Genomic DNA, 17,765 nt, shown 5'->3' on the forward strand with positions numbered 1-17,765 from the left:
GCAAAACTTCTCCTCTCATTTACATGATATACTCAAAACCCTTTTCTCTCTCTGGCCCTTTGGATAAGCTCTTCGGCCTCCCTTAAAGCTCCCGGAAGATAGTCCGCCTGCCATTCCTTGCCCTCTTTTTCCTTGCGCTTGATCTCGGCCCAGGCAGCGTGAAGTTCCTCATCTGTCGCAAACTTCATGTCACCGAAAACGTGCGGGTGCCTCCTGACCATCTTGTCTGAGACAGTCTTCGCAACATCTTCAAATGTGAAAAGACCTTCTTCCTCAGCCATCACTGCATGGAACATGATCTGCAGTAAAAGATCTCCCAGCTCCTCTTTCAGGTTGTCCGCATCTCCGGTCTCTTTAAGTATGTTGATCCCGCCTAGCACCTCTGCTGCTTCCTCAATGCATCCGGGCTTTAAACTCTCATGAGTCTGCGCCTTGTCCCAGGGACAGCCGTCCTCACTTCTGAGCTTCTCCACAATAGTCTTTAATCTTTCAATCTCACTCATACTCATTCCCACTTCTTCCACACATCAGGCTGATAGCCGAGCGTAGATAACTTCCCGTTTCTTACAACCGGAGTCTTTATTATCTGCTGAGTCTCCAGGAGCTTCTCCAGCTTATCCTCATCAGCGATGTACTGAATCAGCGCCACTGCGTCTTTATCCTTGGCATCCGGATTGACCATTGCCATGATCCCGCCGTTGGCGTTTGCTACAGAAGTAAGCTCTCCTTTGCTCATGCCCTTTTCCTTCATGTCTATAAACTGATATTTTATTCCGCGCTCCTTAAAGAAACGCTCAGCCTTCTTGGTGTCGTTGCACTTTTTGGTTCCAAAAATCTGTATGTTCATATCTTTCCCCAGCCTCATCTTTCTAAAATTCATTATAAAACAGATTAGAAATATTTAATATTTATTTATGCTCATTTTAGAATATGTTGTATATAATAAAATCAAAAGATACAAGATTTAGTGGTCGCAAAGCTCTGAACGCTTCGGGCGTTCGCGGAGGATATGCCATTGAACAACGAACAGGCAACATTAAGATGCAATGGTAAACCAATTCCCAAGACCTATGACGCCATGTACCTGCTTGGCCATTACAAAGATCCAAGAATTGTAATGAAAGGAATAACGAGTATACTGTCAGCGACGCTGATTGCCGGAATACTGGCCCTTCAATTCCTTTATTTCTTCAACTGAATTCGAATGTTTCAGGACCATGTCTCCTGATTAGCCATTTTAAAAAGCCCTGTGTACGTATATCATACAATATACCTACACAGGGCGCCTCCATTTTTAGAATCTTACTTCAAAAGACCTCTCGTCCGGAATCACATCCAGTTGCTTTTTATCTATGTCTGATATGTCGATAAATCTGCCGCTTCTGATGATAGCCACAAACCTGTCTATCGACTCATCATCTCCCTGAACTTCACAGGTCACAGAACCATCGTACTCGTTTCTGACATATCCCGTAAGCCGGCACATATTCGCAGCATGTCTGGCAGTGAATCTAAAACCGACTCCCTGCACCATTCCGTAAAAACAAAGCCTGTATCGCTTTACCAATGCTTAAATACTCCTGATTTCTCTTATTTCTTGAACAATCCCCCTGCGAGATTCTTGAGGTCTCCAAGATCAAGCTTGCCGTCTGCTACTGCAGCCTGAACTTTTTTGATGTCATCTTCGGATACGTCAATGTTGGCTTTCTTGAGCAGTTCTACTCCCTGCTTCGGATCAGCCTTGGCAATCTGTGCCATCAGCTCTTTGTTCCCATTGATCTGCTTGATGATTTCAGCAACGTCTAATACACTTCCCATACTTTCTGTCTCCTCCAATCTCTAAATGTTGTCTGTGGCTGTTAAACAACCTGTTACTCCAATTATACTCAATGAAACGCAAACGCAAAACAGTTAATATCTATCTTTTTCCGCCCAATGCCTTAAGCATTTCCATTGCCTTCTCATAGGACTCTCTCATCTTAATGGGGCTGTTGACAGAAATCCCCCTGTCCTGCGCTTTAGACAGCAGCGCCTTATCATCACTTATGAAAAAGACATCCTGACCACCCTCTTCAATGCAGCTTTCTGCCTCGGCAAAAGAGATTCTCTTCACCTTTGCATGATGTCTTTCACTCAGCATTGAGATCTGTTTGGCAAGCACCTCATCCTCTTTTCCCTGAAGGCAAACTAATATCTCTTTTATCACAGCTCATCTTCCTCCGTGCCAAGCCCGTAATACAGCATCTCGTTATATTTTGCATTGGCTTCTTCCGCGGCCTTCTTGTCTCGCCAGGCATCAATATCACTGCAGATGGCAAGCATCTCATCCACGATCAGCTCCGCCGACCTTGGTTTCACATTATATAAATAAGCCATCATGCGCTCCATTGCCTTAGGGCTTCCAAGCTGCCTTGCAATCTGTTCGCCCAGTGCTCCGGGAAATCCTAGCTGCTCTATGGCTGCAACAAGTTCGTTGCGCTTATCCGACCATTCTCTTTTATTATCAGACATAAGTATCTTCACATTTCCTTCACAAGATTTTTAGGTTCGTTTTAAGTTAGGGTTTTATTATAAGATCATCAAGAAGAACAAAGCTTCTTGAACCCCCACACTTTTCATAACACTTTTCATAACACACTTTCATAACACACACAGCCCTTCGGGTCTATACCCGGAGGGACCTCTCTAAAGCAACGCCGCAGCATTTCAACAAAAATGCTACGGCTTTATTATACCTCTTTCCTGAGCAATCCAATTACGCTGTTTCAAGCTATTAGTTCATTTTTTCTTTTTCCTGAAACATTCCTGTATTTTTTCGATTTCTTTAAACTGCTTAACTTCATCTATTTGAAAGTCTTCAAACTTCTGATTCTCAAATACTTTTCCGTTTCTCCAGTATAAAGAATGATAGTCATGCGCAATCTCTATTTCATGCCTGGTCATGCTCGCATTAGTTTCATCTGTTCCATCATATGCAAAAACAAATATCAGATCATCATATTTCTGCGCCAGGAAAGGATATAAGCACTCCTGGGTCTCTCCTGTGTTCCAGTTAAACCCACATCCCTCTCCAAATTGATTGATATACGGCAGCTCAGCCTCGTCAGGCTCTGACACATAAGTCAGACAGCTCATGTCATAGAGTATCTCACGGCCGACATCAACTGATTTCCCCACATTAAGGCATACGTAATTTTCTAACTCTTTATCTTTGCCCCAAAGAGCCCAGATGCCTTTTTGAGCAAGAAAAGACCTGTCAAAGTCATGCTCAGTATCAACTTTAAAACAAGACTTGTCCCCCTTCTGCTCTTCTTTTATGAGTCTTACTATAATATTGCCTGTTTTCGTTTGAGTCCCCATTATCATTCTCCCCTATGGCCATTTTATACTAATTTTACACTAATTTTCCGCCACATTACATCACAAGTATCTCATACAGCTCCTCAGTCAGGTACTTTTTCAAAATCCCATCCGCATCCACATCGCCGAATCCGCCATAGAACTCTTCTGCGACTCCGCCGGCGATTGCTCCGAAGGTATCAGAATCGCAATCCAGGGAAAAGACATTTCGCAAGAAGCTCTCGTAATCACTGCTCTCATAAAAGCACCTCATAGCCGCAGGTACTGAGCCCTGGCAGCTCTCGTTCCACTCGTAGCGCGGCCTTATCTCGTCAAGGCTGTAAGCTATGCTGTACTCGTAGTCATCCTTCGGATACTGTTCAAGTACATAGTCATAGATTTCCTGCTTGCTCCTGCCATGCCTTGCCATCCAGATGCAGGTTGCTGTTACAACTGCGCCTTTGATTCCTTCAGGGTGATTGTGCGTGACTGCCGCTGTAGCTTCAGCCATCCTTTGCATCTCATCGAAGTCGTCATAATACTCACCGACAAAAGACACTCTCATAGCCGATCCGTTGCCCCAACTGTTGTACGGTTCCTGCTTCGGACCCATGATCCATTTATAAAACCTTCCGCCATAGCCTGAATTCGGATATTTCCTGCCAATTGTCACCATAGTTTTCACAAGATCTTCTCCGGTCACCAAAGCCTTCTTGATAGCCAGCGTCATTACCGAATCATCAGTGAACCCTGCCCACTTATTCGACAAAAGCGGAACATTCTTCCAATCCAGATCTTTGGGTCTGGCAAATTCGTACTGCGCACCAATTATATCTCCTAAAACTGCACCTTTAACTGCCATATATTCTTCATCCTCCTATTCCAAAATGGTCCCTTGACTCCGTCCCCAGGGGTCATTTTCCGCGTCTTTCGTAGTCTTCGTTTATTTCATCCGACCATCCTGTGGTGTTAAGATCGCAGTCAATTCCATCAGAGATTGACATGAATCCGCAGACTGCCTTTGATACACCTGCATATAACTTGGCCGTTCCGACTTCGTCGTGAACGTAATTGACTGCTCTGTCCTTCCTGACGCCAATCCTCTGAGCTTCCGCATATGCATCGATGTTAGCTCCGATGAAGATAAACTCCCAACCATGCTTACTCTGCTGCTTCTTGACCATCTTCCGTATCTTCTCGTATGTATAGTTCCTGCTTGCATTCTCCATACCATCTGTAGTTATGACAAATATTGTTTTTGCCGGTCTGTCTTCCTTGCGGGCGTATTTGTGAACATTGCTGATGTGGTGAATAGCTCCGCCCACAGCATCCAGAAGAGCTGTGCAGCCCCTTACGTAGTACTGCTCATCTGTCATCTTCCCAACTTTATCTAGCGGAACTCTGTCATGAAGCACTTCGCTCACATTATCGAAAAGAACTGTCGACACAACCGCCTCTTCACCGGTCTTTTTCTGCTTCTCCATCATCGAGTTAAAACCGCCTATTGTATCCTCCTCAAGGCCGCCCATGGATCCTGATCTGTCGAGTATATAAACTATCTCTGTAAGATTCTTATTCATTCCCTTACCTCCATCATACATCTGTAGTCCCCTGCAGTGGACTGTATCCTTTGTTCTGATGTAATAATACTTTTTTGGCAAAAGAAATAGGTCAACCCGAAGGCGACCTATATAAATCCAGTTTCTATATGTGTTTACACTTCAAATCAGCCGGAAAGCGGATCCAATCCATAATCAAACAGCACAATGTCTATCTTCATAACATTGTAATCTTCATGCCTTATGAAATACTCGACGATCACATCCGTCTGAGACACAGGAGACAGTGCGTACCCTGCGAATCTCAGGAAATCAACAGCCTCATCCGTGTTGAGCTTAAGCCCTACTGCCAGAGCAAGAACCTTTTCTTTTGAAGGCTTGACCTGTCCTTTAATGAGTTTGGAAAAATACTGCTTGGATATGTTGGCAGCTGCATAAACCTCCGAATTCTTCAGACCTTTCTTGTTGATAAGCTGCTGCAGATGCTTTTCAAAAGAGTCTGTGTACATCTCCTTCAGTGTATCTTCCAGCGACATCGATGCATTGAGCATCGGAGCCTCTTCACATGCTGATGTTCCGACTAATTCATCAGAAATATCATCAAAGTTCTCAGGCTTAGCAGCCTCAGGCACTGCCTTGTTCTTTCTGAATAACCCGAAAGCTCTACGTGGCTCACTGTAGCTGCTTCCATGAAATACCTGATCTCTATATTCCTCAGCAAGCTTCTCTTCTACATACTTGTCATCAATGAAGTGCTTAACATCAAGCGCCAGTTCACCGGAAATCTGTACTGCGGAGTTCCCGAACACCACCAGTGTGATGTCCATCTCATTCTCTTTAAGGAAGTTCGTAAAAGAATCCACCGCGATCTGAATACCTAATCCCTTCGGAAAGCCATAAGTACCGGTAGCCAGAAGCGGAAATGCGACAGACACGCATCCATAATCTTTTGCCAATTCCAATGACCTGTCATAGCATTGCCTAAGAAGCTGCGCCTCACCATGTTCTCCGCCATTCCACCATGGTCCGCTGGCATGGATGATATACCTGGCATCAAGATTAAATGCAGGAGTAATCCCAACTGTTCCGGGGTCCAGCTCTCCTATCGCCCTGCGCGCTTCCAAAAGCTGCTCTTCACCTGCAGCTTCATATATGGCAGAATCAACGCCTTCTCCGATAGCAACATCCGGATTAGCCGTATTAACTATGGCATCTGCTTTAATTTTGGTTATATCAGCTCTGACAATTTGAAATGGCATAGTAGCTCCTCCAAAGCCTCTCCTTAAATTATAAAATCATGGAAAAATCATCGCAATAATCAAACGCCAAATTAACGATATCCAGTTTTCATGTTATCATTAAAATATAGGAGGCAATGAGTATGATAAGGACAGTTTACATTGAAGATATGGACCATCTGTATGAGCTCCTTAATGAGCAGGAATTTAGATCTGACCTGAAGAGGAACCGAAATCTCTTTGTTTACCGCGGCCAGCCGGATGCTTCCTTCAAGCTGACGACGAGCCTTGCCAGAAACTGTAAGGATAAGCAAAAAGTCCTTGAGCCATGTATGCTCAGGAACTTCACAAAATATGCGGTTCTGGAGGAACCTTCGATTGAGAATTCAGTCTGGAGACAGATGATATTCGGACAGCACCACGGCCTCCCAACAAGGCTTCTTGACTGGTCCTTCTCTCCCCTTATTGCCCTGCACTTCTCATGTACGGAAGGCGATCTGGAAGATATGGAGAAAAGAGACAGCGTAGTGTGGCGCACTGATATCCACGAGCTGCATGATCTCCTTCCCGATAAATATAAGGCAATTTCCGCCAAGTACAATACCACTGTCTTTTCTGTAGATATGCTTACAGAAGCCTGCGAAAGCCTTGACATGTATGACAAAGACATGGGATCATCTGCCATGCTCATGATTGAGCCTCCGTCCGTGGATGTCCGCATTGTCAATCAATATTCGTTCTTCTCAGTAATCCCCACAGATATGCACAATATCGAGGGATTCCTTGATGAGCACACAGACAAGACCGTTCGCTATATTATCAAGAAAGAGATTCGCTGGCAGATCAGAGATATGCTTGATCACCAGAATGTCTCCGAGCGTATCGTTTACCCCGGTCTTGACGGCTTATCAAAATGGCTCGGAAGGCATTATTACGTCCGCTGATCATCACTGCCTACTCTTTCTCATATGATTGTTTTACGGGCAAGAAGTATTCTTTCAGCAATATCTCTTGCATTCCCAAAACCAATTTCCTGCAGCTCTCTTCCGGACTCTCTTATTGCATTTTCAAATTTATCAAGCACCTTGTTGTAATTGTCCATTGCCACCTTGGAGGCCATGCCAATCCTGTCTGCCAGGATCTTAAAGCTTTCTTCTTCCACGCTGTCCAGGTTTCTTGTTCCGCCGATGTTAAAAGACATCTCCCTCGTTGCACTGTCATAGATCACCGTGCTGATCATATCGTAGGCAGGTGCGAGCCTGATACCTTTCATGTCAGCATCGTAAAGAAGAGAATGATTTTTAATATGAGCATCCGTATTACCAAGCGCAAAATTATATACAATTCTGTTCCAAAGCCTTAACTGATCATCCAATGGTCTTCCGGAATATCTACGTATTATTTCAAACATCTTTTCTGCGTAGTTCTGACCGTCTTTCTCATATTTATCGTATGAAGAAATTCCCATTGCCTGCGCAAAATCTTCCTGATGAATTCTGTTAGGTCGTCTCAGATTCCTAATGATTTCGGATGACTCATCCATGATCCTGTCGAATCGCTTTGTAGCAAACAGTACTTCCGAATCAATGCCTTTTCCAACGTTTATGATAAAACTCTCAGGGATATCAATTCCGCACTTTTGGGCCGCAAGCATTGATAGCTGCTCATTGGTAACTATTCCATCCAACCTGATGTGGCTTTGCTTTACAATATGAGTGCTAGGTGCCAGTCCTGAAGGCAAATACCAGCGCTGATTTGGCTCGTCAAAATACAACCCCACTTTTCCTGATGCACCTGTAAGTGATAAATGCGTTTTGATTACCAGTTCAGTTGATTTTGTAGTTCCCTCAGAAGCAAGAGCCTCTACCTGTGCATCAGAAATAGGTTCATAATCTGAATCCCTCTCATTATCTGTTTCATCAATCCTCAATGCACCAATACATTCTTTGCCAAGATTATACAGGATTGAAAGATAATCATCCTCGTCAAAATGCATGTTAGAGGCAATAGCCTTTCTCATAAATCCTTCCGGAAGAAGTCCATCGAAAAAGACCTTTGTCTGCTCAGGTGAAAAAGGCTCATCCTGAGTCGGAAGTGAAACTGATATGGCCTTGGAACCACTCTGTGAAACATATTCTTTTGAATATGAAAAGCTGGCATCTTCAGAAGAATTTCCCTCAATCGTGCCGACTCTCACCTGTTTACCGTGTATTTCAAGGAAAACAATGTATTTTCTCATTGTCACGCCCTCGCATTCACTGAAATATCGAGTCCAAGCATATTTGCAAGATAAATAGCCTTGCCAAGTTCTGCTGTTTTCTTACCGTTTTCCAGATCTGAAATGAAGCTTATACTGAATCCGGTAAATTCAGAAATATAACGCTGGGTGTAGCCAAGCTCCTTCCTTCGCTTCTTCAATGCCTGCCCGAAATCTGAAGAACTGTTTATAAGCATAATAACTTCGCCTCCAAAATAAGCCGTTCGAACAATTCTGTGCATGGCCAGTAAAATATTAGCCGTTCGGCTCTTTTATTATACACCTAGTATATTTCGAGCCGTACGGCTAAGTCAAGTTCAAGACTCTCTTTCTTCTATGCCAAACGTCTTACTGAACCATTCCGTAAATCTCCGCCAAATCGCTTTAATGGGGTTACTATCAACTATCTTGTCCGCGTCCGGCGCCAGCTTGTTGCTTCCATCTCTATAATCTATATCTACACCCGGCTGTACGTTGTAGCAGAATACGTTAAAAGAGATTCCTCTTCCCTTATCCTCCACAGAGTAAGCTTCAATCTGTACTCCATCGCACAACAGGTTCTTATCTGTAAAGACAGGCGTAGCCCTGTACATCACATGTCTTCCGGTGCTCTGTACATATTCTGCGACCTCATTTTCATAAGGCAGCATTCCCATCAAATTCATATACCTTGTGCCGGTGATCAGGTTTTTCTCATTGGCATTCTCGCCGGTCAGCTGGAATCCTATCATATGGCATCTGTTGTAAAGGAATGGCGGATCGGAGTCTATTATCCCAGGATACTTGTTCTGCTTCCATCCTGTCGGCCGCACATCACTGATATCCTCGCGCTCCTCCGTAGGCATCAGATCCTTTCCCATACACGCAATAGCAGCCGTACATCTTCCCAATCGGTCAGGTTCACCATATTGTTCAAAAGAGCTTGTGGTAATCTCATCAGCTGTGAATCCCGGAACATTGTTGTTTAAAACAACTGATGGCGCCCCATTGTACGCCGGAATCTCCTCCGCGGCATAACTCTCAACGCTCCGAAAAAGACATATTCCGGCAACCAACAGCGCTACAAATATTCTGTTTCCCACTCCTATTTTCTTCATAATACCATCAGCAGTGTTCCTGCTCCGATTAGAACACATCCAAACACCGACTTCACTGTAAACTGCTCATGCAGAAACACAAATGCTAGTATCAGTGTGATAACAACGCTTAGTTTGTCTATTGGTACAACCTTGGACGCATCTCCAACCTGAAGTGCCCTGTAATAGCAGAGCCATGATGCTCCGGTTGCCAATCCTGAAAGAATCAGGAATATCCAGCTTTTCTTACTAATCTCAGAAATCCCTGTCTGAGCATTGGTCAAAAAGACCATTCCCCAAGCCATCACAACAACGACAACCGTTCTGATGGCAGTGGCCAGATTAGAATTAACACCTTCAATTCCAATCTTTGCCAGAATTGATGTCAATGCTGCAAATACTGCCGAAAGCAACGCAAATATGAACCACATATCTAATCCCCCTTAATCAGCTATTTACAGTCCAAATTCCTTGCAAAGAGCATCATACCTCTTCTGCTCTTTTTCTTTTACAGGCTTTGACGAATCCTTAAAGCAGTGGTCGATAACATCAGCATCCTTCAATAGTTCATCCATAGGGCTGTCCACTGCAGCTTTGTCGTCATGATGATAGATTGCCGAGCAGATTATGTCAGTCTCTTCAGGAGTAGTCAATTCCAGCTTGCCCAGCACTTTTCTGGCAAGGTCTGCCCCAAGATGAGCGTGATCATCATATGAACCTGTTTTATAAGCATGTAGATCGTGGAGCATTCCTGCCATGGCAGCCAGCTCTGGATCCAGTCCTCTCTTTTTGGCCAGTATCTGCGCCGCAAGGGAAACCCCGTACAAATGCGCGGTTGCACTTGTCCTCTTGTCCTCATCATCAATCTTGTTGATCTTTTTGTCTACATATGCTCTAAGTTCTTTTAATCTGCTCATGTTATCCCTCCACTTAGTCAGTAACAACATCTCCGGTCCAATCAACGATTCCGCCAAACTCAAAAACATTTTTGTATCCAATATCATACAGCTTCTGAGAAGCTTCCTTGCTGCGCCTTCCGGTTCTGCAATACACCAGGATCACCTGATCCAAATCCGGCAGTTCTTCAGGCTGTGTGTCTGTAATACTCTCATTTGGGATGCAGATTGCTCCCGGTATATGCCCCGCGTCATACTCATCCTGCCTTCTGACATCCACGATCACATGTCCGTCGTCCACCTCCATCATGAGCTTAGCCGTCTCCTGATCAATCTGCATATAGCTGTCAGACTCACTTATTTTATCACTAAGAAAAATGGACGTCGGCCCATCAGCTCCACCTATTATATGCATTTCTTTCTGCCCACAGCCGGTAAGCGCCAATGTAATGAACAGCATTCCCGACATCAACAACTTTTTATTCATTCAGTACACTCTGACCCTTCACATTTCTTTCACAACATTTTTAGATTCGTTTAAGGTACAAGTCTTATGATAAAACCATCAAGAAGAACACAGCTTCTTGATTCCTCATATTCATATATTTTTTTCATAACACTTTCCCTTCGGCCCAGCACCGAAGGGTCCTCCCTAAAACAATGCCGCAGCACTTTTCATTTAAGAGTGCTACGGCTTCATTATACTTTAGCGCCGTTTGTCAATCACTGCTGCCTCCCAAAAAGCCTGCAATCTCCTGAATATCCTCCGACAGGAGCACGTTCTCAAAGTACTCGCGTCGTCCAAATTCTGCACTCAGTATATTGTCTAAAACAGCTTTTAACGGTCTGTAATAACCGTCCGTATCATAGAGAACTATAGGTCCTCGTTTTATGTTAAGGCTTGAAAGTGACATAACTTCAGTGATCTCATCGAGAGTTCCGATACCTCCCGGCAGTGCAATAAAAGCATCTGCCAGCTCAATCATCTTGGACTTTCGTTCTGCCATCGACTTAGTTTCTATCAACTGCGTTAATCCCGTATGCTTTCTTGCCTGAATGATAGCAACATCGGGAATAACTCCTATCACCTTGCCTCCGGCCTCAATAACGGCATTGGACACTGCTCCCATAAGGCCTTTACTGGCGCCTCCGTAAACAAGTGTATGCCCATTTTCTCCGATCCATTTTCCTAAAGTCTTGGCCGCCTCAGTAAAACCGGGATTATTGCCAATGCTTGAACCGCAATAAACTGCAATATTCATACTCTTTACTCCTCACGTCAATTCTGCAGCCACAGTCTGATATACCAGGTAATCTGCTTCGTTGAAATTCACAATGGTAATATCCATCTCATAGCCGGCGTTCTTCTCCAGCCACTCCATCACTGTTGTCAGAGCAATCCTGGCTGCATCCTTCTTGGGATACCCATACACGCCAGTGGAAATTCCCGGAAAAGCAATACTGTGAAGATCATTTGCTTTCGCAACTTCAAGTGAATTCCAATAGCAGTTACGTAGATCTTCCGGGTCAGATGTCCTTCCGCCATATATTGGTCCGACAGTATGAATCACGTGTGCTGCAGGGAGATTATAACCTCCCGTAATCTTAGCTTCTCCGGTTCTGCAGCCATGTAAAGTTCTGCACTCGTCAAGAAGCCCCGGACCGGCAGCCCGATGTATAGCGCCATCAACACCACCGCCTCCAAGCAAACTTGTATTAGCAGCGTTAACTATTGCATCAACTTTTAGTTTTGTTATATCTCCCGAATGATACTTGATAGAACTCATACTCCAGCCTTCTTTCTTTATCATCTGCGCCGGCCTGTAGCATTTCCTGTACCGGAACTCTCAGTATTGGATGAACTGCTGTCATTGGTGCCACTTCCACCTGTCATGCCGGGATGATCCACCCTGGATGATGGTCTTGGTGTAGTATATGTTCCTTTACCGGTGGGACGATCCACTCTGCCGGATGCGCTTTCACTGCTAACAGAAATACTACCACCATCACATTGAATACCCGGAAATGTAGTGGTATTTTCATAGGTCTGTCCGTTCGCAAAAGTAACCGTAACCGTAATCTTTGACACACCATTAGCTCCTGCCTGACTTCCGGCAAAAAGATGTATCGGCTCCGGATCGTTTTCGTCAAAAACCGGAATAGTGCTGCTTGAATTTACGCCGACGTTTTGTGCTGCAGTTTTTAAGGCAGGTAGCTTTGACTCATCATATTGATGGTCCGGATGTGCATTTGATACAGCCTTTAACGCAATCTTTGTTGCGCCGATATCAATCTTAGCAAGATCCAAAGCGCAGCGAATGCCTGCGACAATCAGAAGATAAGCATAGTCTTCTGTCATCCCGTCAACATCCCAAAGAGCTGCCTGCTTGACCCAAATATCCACATATCTTCTGTCAATCTTGAGTTTGTCCGCAATTATCTGCCTCTGCTCCGGAGTTCTTCCACCTGAAAGAAGACCGGCTATGTCACTGATGTCACAACTGCTTTTTAAACTTCTTTTTTGTGCCAGACTGATGCCTTTGATCGGAATTAACGAAGTTCCCATGATTCTCCTCCTATGTCTTTTATGAGTTAATTGTTATTAATCATTCACACTAAAACGCTCTCACATACCCGATTTCTGTATACACCATCCCATGCTTGCCACGATCAGATTTCATAAGTGATATTCCATTTACACGCATAGATTCGCTTTCCTGAAACTCAGGTAAAAGAGCTTTTCCTTTAGTACATTCTGCCTTCCTGATCAGCGTGACATGAGGCAGAAACTTCTTTCTGTCAAACGGAATCTCCTCATCCAAAAGAGCTTTTCTAAGTCTCTTAACATACTCACGTAAATCCGGATTTTCTTCCATGTCCGCAAAAAACATATCCTTAAAGGGCCTGAATCCACTAAGTTTCAACGAAAATGACCTCAGAGGAACATTCCGCATAACTTCCTCGATCTGCTCAGGATCATCATACTCTCCGATAAATGCAAGGGTCATATGCAGATTCTCACGAACTGTATAATTTCCCTTTACACCGCATCTCATCAGATCGTCCTGAATCTCCGTAAGTGAATCAAGCATGTTTTCATCAAAACAGATTGCTATGAAAAGTCTCATATCGGACCTCCATTCATCCTGTTACTAATGATCCTCCCAACCTCTTCATCAGCGGTCAGATCATAGACCATTCGGTAACAATCGATAGCCTGCTGCCCATCACCGGCTTCATCAGCCTCCTGTGCAGCCTTGTAAAGAAGCGCCAGTGTGACCGGATTAGCCTCAGTGGGAATATCATTATTCTTCAGGATTTCCTGTATCTGAGCAATACTCTTATCAGATACTTCTTTGCCAACAGCCTTCTCCAGAAACTCAAGCTCAGCATCGGCCTGCTGGGAATCTTCAAAGAGTTTGCTATACAAATAGCATGCAGCCGAAACCTGTGGTTTATACTTCTCCAGGTAATACCATCCCATATTTCTGTAGAAAGCTGCTAGTTCAGCTCTGGTACAACAATAATTATATGACTCCGTAGTGTAGGAATATTCCCCCTCAGAGTCACCAAGCTGTTTGCAGCACAGAATTATCCCGAGAATAGTCTCCATGTCTACAGGATTCTCAAGATGGGCATTCAGCCATTCCTGCTGTGCTTTAGCGTAATCTCCGGCTAGAAGCAGCTCTTTTGCCTTAGTCTTATAAGGCGTCAGCTTGTCCTCATCGGAAATTACATATTCATCATTGCCCAGACAGTAGTATTCATATAAAAAGACCTCTGAAATGTGTTTCAGACACACATTCATTCTACTCATTTTTTCCATCGCCTTTATAAAATAGGCACTTCTCCTCAGACCGTTATCTCTACCTGGTTTCCCTCGATGCCGACAATACAGCTCTCGTAATAGCCGTCTCCGGTTGTACGCGGACCACTGATTACTTCATAGCCATCTGCTTTGAGCTTCTCTGTAAGTTCATCCACCTTTTCTTTGCTGCCTGCAGAAAACGCTATATGCGCATACCCTGTCCTGTTCAAAGGCTTCTCATCATCTATGATCTCCGGTTTTGTCATGATTTCCAATCTTGCTCCGTCTTCAAAAGAGATAAAAAAAGAGCGGAAGTCTGTTTTCACGTTGTGATAGCCATCATTCGAAACACCCCCAAGATATTTAACAAAGAAATCTCTTGCTCTCTCAGGGTCAGTTACATACATTGCGATATGTTCAATCTTCATCAAGTCTCACTTCCTGTATGATTTTCTCTGCAAAATGCAGATGAGCTTCTTCTGTAAGATGTACCCCGTCATAGCATAGCGGAAGCTCCCACTCACATGCATTTAGAAATCTAAGACGTTTTTCACCTGCTATGGATTCATACACCGTTCCAAACTTATGTGACTCTTTGACAGTATCCGGATCAGTCCAATCTCCGAGACTCATCCTGGGCGGTGCCACCAGTACCATTCTCTGAACATATTCAGGGATATAGTTGCATAACGCTGCTAGAAACTGCCGCATGCGAATCCCTACTTTTTCACATGATGCCGGCGACATATTTAACAGGTCATTTGAACCTATCATTATTAAGATCAGATCCGGGCTCCATTCTTTGATGCTTCTGCCAATTGAAGCGATAGCACTGTCTGAGCCCGGAATTGAAAGCCCGTTATATCCCTGATTGTTCACCTCGTACTCAGGCATCAGGTCAAGCACACCCGTCCATCTGATATCCTTGGGGTATCTTCCCATGCCGCCCAATCTTGGGTCAAAGCCATATGTATTTGAATCACCAAAGGCATAAATTCTCTTCATATCCAAGTCGTCTCACAACAGCATCACTTCAGCTTTGCTCCATCCTTAAAAGCATCTCCAACCTTTACTCCGATTCCGAAATATGCATTGCCAAACGGATCAAAGCTAATAGGTCTTACTTTTGTGACGTCAACAGCTCCATCTGTCACTACGCTTTCATCTGCGGAAACATTTACAATCTCTCCAATGAGAATACCGTCTTCAAAACTCTTCACTTTACACTCAAGAGCAACAGGCAATTCTTCAATTAACGGCGCATTAACAAACTCGCTCTTTACCGCATGGAATCCGGCTTTTTCAAATTTATTCGGCACCTTTCTTCCCGATTCGATACCGACATAATCGCAAGGAATCACCTGCGCCTCTGTAGCAAGGCTTACTGTGAAAGCACCTGTCTTGGCAAGGTTGTCAGTAGTCTTGTGTTCAGACAAACTGATTGTTATCTCTTTAAAGTCAGTGGTTATACCCCATGCTGCATTCATCGCATTTGGCACACCATTCTCATCATATGTTGCGATGATAAGAACCGGCTGTGGGTACATAAGTGGTTTTGCTCCAAAATTTACTCTGCTCATTTGTTTACTCCTTTGCATATGTCTTAGTTCAAGTCCTCAAAACCTCGTTCCGCATTTAGGACAAAAATCAAAATCCTCTGTTGTCTCATATCCGCACTGTCTGCATTTCTTGTATCCGGAAGTAAATCCTCTTCCGCCACTTACCTGTGTCAGATGGCATGGCAGTATCTCCACCGCTTCGCCTCCGGCTATCCGCTTTCCGATCTCCGGGTCAAGCTCGTAAACAGTACCACAGCAACTGGTCTGTACATAGTAGTGCTTGTTCCACTTTAATGTCGGTATGAAGAAAAGAGACAGCACAGTATATGTCATGAATACATTGAATCGTCCATATTTCCCGCAGATAGCGCAGGTTATCAACTGATTGAAATCAAAGTCTTTCCTGCCATCTGATATTCCCATAATGAAAAACATATTATGTCCCCTTCAATCACAATCAAATATTGCCTTGTTCTCAAGCTTGTCACCATAAGTAGCTTTCCACTCTTTGTGGACATCAGACGCATCAAAATTCTCCAGACCCTCATGTGACAGATTCATCTCAATCATGATGCTGTATCGATTGTCCCTGGTACTGTTTGACTTATGGATCATTAAACTCTCAACACCTTCCAGTTCAAGTGCCTTTTGGAAAAGAGATTTAATCTCCGGGAACAGTTTTTCTGTATCATTTCTGTCTTTAAACTTAGCTATAATATAGTGTTTCACAATACTCTCCTCTCTCATTACAACAGCTTCTCAAAACTCCCCTTTATGCGCTTCAAAGAATTCGAAGTATGTCCTTACTCCCTCAAGCTCCGTCCACTTCTTAATATCAACAGGGCTTTCGTCCAGGTCATAAATTCTCGCGCCTCTAAGCGCCAGCAAAAACGGCGAATGTGTTGCTATTATAAACTGACATCCGAAGAACCTCGCCGAATTCTGGATAAACTCAAGCAATTCCAACTGCCTCTGTGGCGATAATGAGTTTTCAGGCTCATCGAGCAGGTACAAACCATTATCTTTAATCTTCTCAGAAAAATACTGCAGAGCACTTTCTCCATTGCTGTGCTCTATTATGTTATTTCCAATAGTATCTCTGACATATTTTGACTGTGTCTTGGACCTGGCATCCACAATTTTCTTAAGCTTCTCATAATCATCCAATGACTTCATCTGAAACTTCGAATGCTTATTTTCAATCCACTCAGCAAAAGCCTGCTCTCTCTTACGATCAACGCCATCGTTCAGAGCCCTCAGGTTAAGCATGAAGTCAAACACATCGTCACTTGTGATCATCCTGATTTCTTCCGGACTGCCTTCAAATGTCATCTCGTAATTACACATGCCTATGTAATCGCCAAAGAAACTACTTCTGTTAAATAAGGTATCCCTTTCAGCCTTCAGTTTCTCTGCCATAATATTCAGAGCAGTGCTCTTTCCTGATCCATTGTTTCCATACAGAATTGTTATCTCTGAGAAAGATAACTCCCGCAGCTGATTCTCAGCAAACACTCCAAAAGGGTAAAAGGATGTATAGCACGTTCTTCTTATATAGTTGACAAACTGTTCTTTATTTTCCACTCCGGGAAATTGAAACGAGTCTATATATCGCATCTTCTAAATCAGTATTCCTTCAAAATGATCCACTTCGTGCTGAATTATCTGCGCCGTAAAGTCCTTATACTTCCCATGCTGAGGCTTGAAGTCCTGATCCAGGTAATCCACTTCAATCTCTTTATACCTGGTGCAAGGTCTTACACCTTCAAGAGAAAGGCAGCTCTCCTCTGTCTGATATTTCCCAATCCTTTTGGTAATAACCGGATTAACCATAGCAAAGTGGAACGGGCCCATGGCAACTACGATTATTCTTTTCTTCACACCGATCATGTTAGCTGCCATGCCAACGCAATGATCCTGATTAGCTCTTAGTGTATCAAGAAGATCTGTAATAACCTGTTTGTCTGCCTCTGTTGCGGGCTCCGATTTCTGCTGTAAGAACATGGGATCTCTAACAATCTTTTTTACCATTA

Annotated in this window: 30 protein-coding genes; 2 read left to right on the forward strand and 28 right to left on the reverse strand. The window is 43.8% G+C overall.

The window, feature by feature from the left end; translation table 11 throughout:
- Positions 1-32: 32 nt before the first annotated feature.
- Both G590_RS0108375 and G590_RS0108380 read right to left on the reverse strand, forming a co-directional pair.
- Positions 33-503 carry a MazG nucleotide pyrophosphohydrolase domain-containing protein gene (locus G590_RS0108375; RefSeq protein ID WP_026494030.1) on the reverse strand — a complete coding sequence of 157 codons (471 nt, stop codon included), beginning with the start codon at positions 501-503 and terminating at the stop codon, positions 33-35.
- A gap of 2 nt (positions 504-505) precedes the next feature.
- Positions 506-847: an arsenate reductase family protein gene (locus tag G590_RS0108380; protein WP_022765221.1), complete on the reverse strand. Its 342-nt coding sequence runs from the start codon at positions 845-847 to the stop codon at positions 506-508.
- A gap of 162 nt (positions 848-1,009) precedes the next feature.
- Here G590_RS0108380 and G590_RS0108385 point away from each other — a divergent pair, with 162 nt between their 5' ends.
- Positions 1,010-1,198: a hypothetical protein gene (locus G590_RS0108385; protein WP_022765222.1), complete on the forward strand. Its 189-nt coding sequence runs from the start codon at positions 1,010-1,012 to the stop codon at positions 1,196-1,198.
- 96 nt (positions 1,199-1,294) lie between these two features.
- Here the strand turns inward: G590_RS0108385 and G590_RS0108390 are convergent, their stop codons facing one another.
- The 8 genes from G590_RS0108390 to G590_RS0108425 all read right to left on the reverse strand — a co-directional run bounded on the left by G590_RS0108390 (position 1,295) and on the right by G590_RS0108425 (position 6,157).
- Positions 1,295-1,567, reverse strand: a complete 273-nt coding sequence (locus G590_RS0108390) for an acylphosphatase (protein WP_022765223.1) — start codon at positions 1,565-1,567, stop codon at positions 1,295-1,297.
- A gap of 23 nt (positions 1,568-1,590) precedes the next feature.
- On the reverse strand, positions 1,591-1,818 hold the full coding sequence (locus tag G590_RS0108395) for a hypothetical protein (RefSeq protein WP_022765224.1): 228 nt from the start codon (positions 1,816-1,818) through the stop codon (positions 1,591-1,593).
- Positions 1,819-1,918: 100 nt separating this feature from the next.
- On the reverse strand, positions 1,919-2,206 hold the full coding sequence (locus G590_RS0108400) for a hypothetical protein (RefSeq protein ID WP_022765225.1): 288 nt from the start codon (positions 2,204-2,206) through the stop codon (positions 1,919-1,921).
- A complete protein-coding gene (locus tag G590_RS0108405) occupies positions 2,203-2,511 on the reverse strand; it encodes a hypothetical protein (RefSeq protein WP_022765226.1) in 309 nt (102 codons plus the stop codon). Before G590_RS0108405 ends, G590_RS0108400 begins: the two co-directional genes overlap by 4 nt.
- Before the next feature lie 267 nt (positions 2,512-2,778).
- Entirely contained in the window at positions 2,779-3,360 is a 582-nt protein-coding gene (locus G590_RS0108410) for a hypothetical protein (RefSeq protein WP_022765227.1), read from the reverse strand.
- 55 nt (positions 3,361-3,415) lie between these two features.
- Positions 3,416-4,201, reverse strand: a complete 786-nt coding sequence (locus tag G590_RS0108415) for an ADP-ribosylglycohydrolase family protein (RefSeq protein ID WP_022765228.1) — start codon at positions 4,199-4,201, stop codon at positions 3,416-3,418.
- A 52-nt stretch (positions 4,202-4,253) separates the two neighbouring features.
- On the reverse strand, positions 4,254-4,919 hold the full coding sequence (locus tag G590_RS0108420) for a vWA domain-containing protein (protein WP_026494032.1): 666 nt from the start codon (positions 4,917-4,919) through the stop codon (positions 4,254-4,256).
- 146 nt (positions 4,920-5,065) lie between these two features.
- Positions 5,066-6,157: a macro domain-containing protein gene (locus tag G590_RS0108425; protein WP_022765230.1), complete on the reverse strand. Its 1,092-nt coding sequence runs from the start codon at positions 6,155-6,157 to the stop codon at positions 5,066-5,068.
- Between the two features lie 122 nt (positions 6,158-6,279).
- Here G590_RS0108425 and G590_RS0108430 point away from each other — a divergent pair, with 122 nt between their 5' ends.
- Positions 6,280-7,080: an FRG domain-containing protein gene (locus tag G590_RS0108430; RefSeq protein WP_022765231.1), complete on the forward strand. Its 801-nt coding sequence runs from the start codon at positions 6,280-6,282 to the stop codon at positions 7,078-7,080.
- A 20-nt stretch (positions 7,081-7,100) separates the two neighbouring features.
- Here G590_RS0108430 and G590_RS0108435 read toward each other — a convergent pair whose 3' ends face one another.
- The 18 genes from G590_RS0108435 to G590_RS0108525 form a co-directional block, all read right to left on the reverse strand.
- Positions 7,101-8,375: a HipA domain-containing protein gene (locus tag G590_RS0108435; protein ID WP_022765232.1), complete on the reverse strand. Its 1,275-nt coding sequence runs from the start codon at positions 8,373-8,375 to the stop codon at positions 7,101-7,103.
- Positions 8,376-8,377: 2 nt separating this feature from the next.
- Complete coding sequence (locus G590_RS0108440) at positions 8,378-8,590, reverse strand: helix-turn-helix domain-containing protein (protein WP_022765233.1); 213 nt, start codon at positions 8,588-8,590, stop codon at positions 8,378-8,380.
- Between the two features lie 120 nt (positions 8,591-8,710).
- On the reverse strand, positions 8,711-9,490 hold the full coding sequence (locus G590_RS18865; RefSeq protein ID WP_022765234.1) for a DNA/RNA non-specific endonuclease: 780 nt from the start codon (positions 9,488-9,490) through the stop codon (positions 8,711-8,713).
- A complete protein-coding gene (locus G590_RS0108450) occupies positions 9,487-9,900 on the reverse strand; it encodes an EamA family transporter (protein WP_022765235.1) in 414 nt (137 codons plus the stop codon). The genes G590_RS18865 and G590_RS0108450 overlap by 4 nt, the downstream gene beginning before the upstream one ends.
- Before the next feature lie 24 nt (positions 9,901-9,924).
- Positions 9,925-10,386, reverse strand: coding sequence for an HD domain-containing protein (locus tag G590_RS0108455; protein ID WP_022765236.1), 462 nt, complete (start codon positions 10,384-10,386; stop codon positions 9,925-9,927).
- Positions 10,387-10,399: 13 nt separating this feature from the next.
- Positions 10,400-10,852 carry a rhodanese-like domain-containing protein gene (locus G590_RS0108460; RefSeq protein ID WP_022765237.1) on the reverse strand — a complete coding sequence of 151 codons (453 nt, stop codon included), beginning with the start codon at positions 10,850-10,852 and terminating at the stop codon, positions 10,400-10,402.
- A 232-nt stretch (positions 10,853-11,084) separates the two neighbouring features.
- Complete coding sequence (locus G590_RS0108470; protein ID WP_022765239.1) at positions 11,085-11,627, reverse strand: TIGR00730 family Rossman fold protein; 543 nt, start codon at positions 11,625-11,627, stop codon at positions 11,085-11,087.
- 12 nt (positions 11,628-11,639) lie between these two features.
- A complete protein-coding gene (locus G590_RS0108475) occupies positions 11,640-12,152 on the reverse strand; it encodes an O-acetyl-ADP-ribose deacetylase (protein WP_026494034.1) in 513 nt (170 codons plus the stop codon).
- Positions 12,153-12,172: 20 nt separating this feature from the next.
- Positions 12,173-12,931 (reverse strand): DUF4332 domain-containing protein, encoded by a 759-nt coding sequence (locus tag G590_RS20535; protein ID WP_022765241.1) that lies wholly within the window; start codon positions 12,929-12,931, stop codon positions 12,173-12,175.
- Positions 12,932-12,980: 49 nt separating this feature from the next.
- Positions 12,981-13,493, reverse strand: a complete 513-nt coding sequence (thpR, locus tag G590_RS0108485; protein WP_022765242.1) for an RNA 2',3'-cyclic phosphodiesterase — start codon at positions 13,491-13,493, stop codon at positions 12,981-12,983.
- Positions 13,490-14,182 (reverse strand): hypothetical protein, encoded by a 693-nt coding sequence (locus tag G590_RS0108490; protein ID WP_155828738.1) that lies wholly within the window; start codon positions 14,180-14,182, stop codon positions 13,490-13,492. Before G590_RS0108490 ends, thpR begins: the two co-directional genes overlap by 4 nt.
- Positions 14,183-14,217: 35 nt before the next feature.
- Positions 14,218-14,601 (reverse strand): VOC family protein, encoded by a 384-nt coding sequence (locus G590_RS0108495; protein WP_022765244.1) that lies wholly within the window; start codon positions 14,599-14,601, stop codon positions 14,218-14,220.
- Entirely contained in the window at positions 14,591-15,178 is a 588-nt protein-coding gene (locus G590_RS0108500) for an SGNH/GDSL hydrolase family protein (protein ID WP_022765245.1), read from the reverse strand. The genes G590_RS0108495 and G590_RS0108500 overlap by 11 nt, the downstream gene beginning before the upstream one ends.
- Positions 15,179-15,201: 23 nt before the next feature.
- Positions 15,202-15,753 (reverse strand): flavin reductase family protein, encoded by a 552-nt coding sequence (locus G590_RS0108505; protein WP_022765246.1) that lies wholly within the window; start codon positions 15,751-15,753, stop codon positions 15,202-15,204.
- A 36-nt stretch (positions 15,754-15,789) separates the two neighbouring features.
- Positions 15,790-16,167: a zinc ribbon domain-containing protein gene (locus G590_RS0108510; protein ID WP_022765247.1), complete on the reverse strand. Its 378-nt coding sequence runs from the start codon at positions 16,165-16,167 to the stop codon at positions 15,790-15,792.
- Positions 16,168-16,179: 12 nt separating this feature from the next.
- The gene (locus G590_RS0108515; protein WP_026494036.1) at positions 16,180-16,461 is read right to left on the reverse strand and encodes a hypothetical protein; all 282 of its coding nucleotides are present in this window, start codon (positions 16,459-16,461) and stop codon (positions 16,180-16,182) included.
- A 30-nt stretch (positions 16,462-16,491) separates the two neighbouring features.
- On the reverse strand, positions 16,492-17,316 hold the full coding sequence (locus G590_RS0108520; protein WP_334291212.1) for an AAA family ATPase: 825 nt from the start codon (positions 17,314-17,316) through the stop codon (positions 16,492-16,494).
- Positions 17,317-17,352: 36 nt separating this feature from the next.
- The gene (locus G590_RS0108525; RefSeq protein WP_022765250.1) at positions 17,353-17,763 is read right to left on the reverse strand and encodes a peptide deformylase; all 411 of its coding nucleotides are present in this window, start codon (positions 17,761-17,763) and stop codon (positions 17,353-17,355) included.
- Positions 17,764-17,765: the final 2 nt, after the last annotated feature.

Origin of the sequence: Butyrivibrio sp. XPD2006, assembly GCF_000420865.1 — a bacterium.
Taxonomy (GTDB): Bacteria; Bacillota; Clostridia; order Lachnospirales; family Lachnospiraceae; genus Butyrivibrio.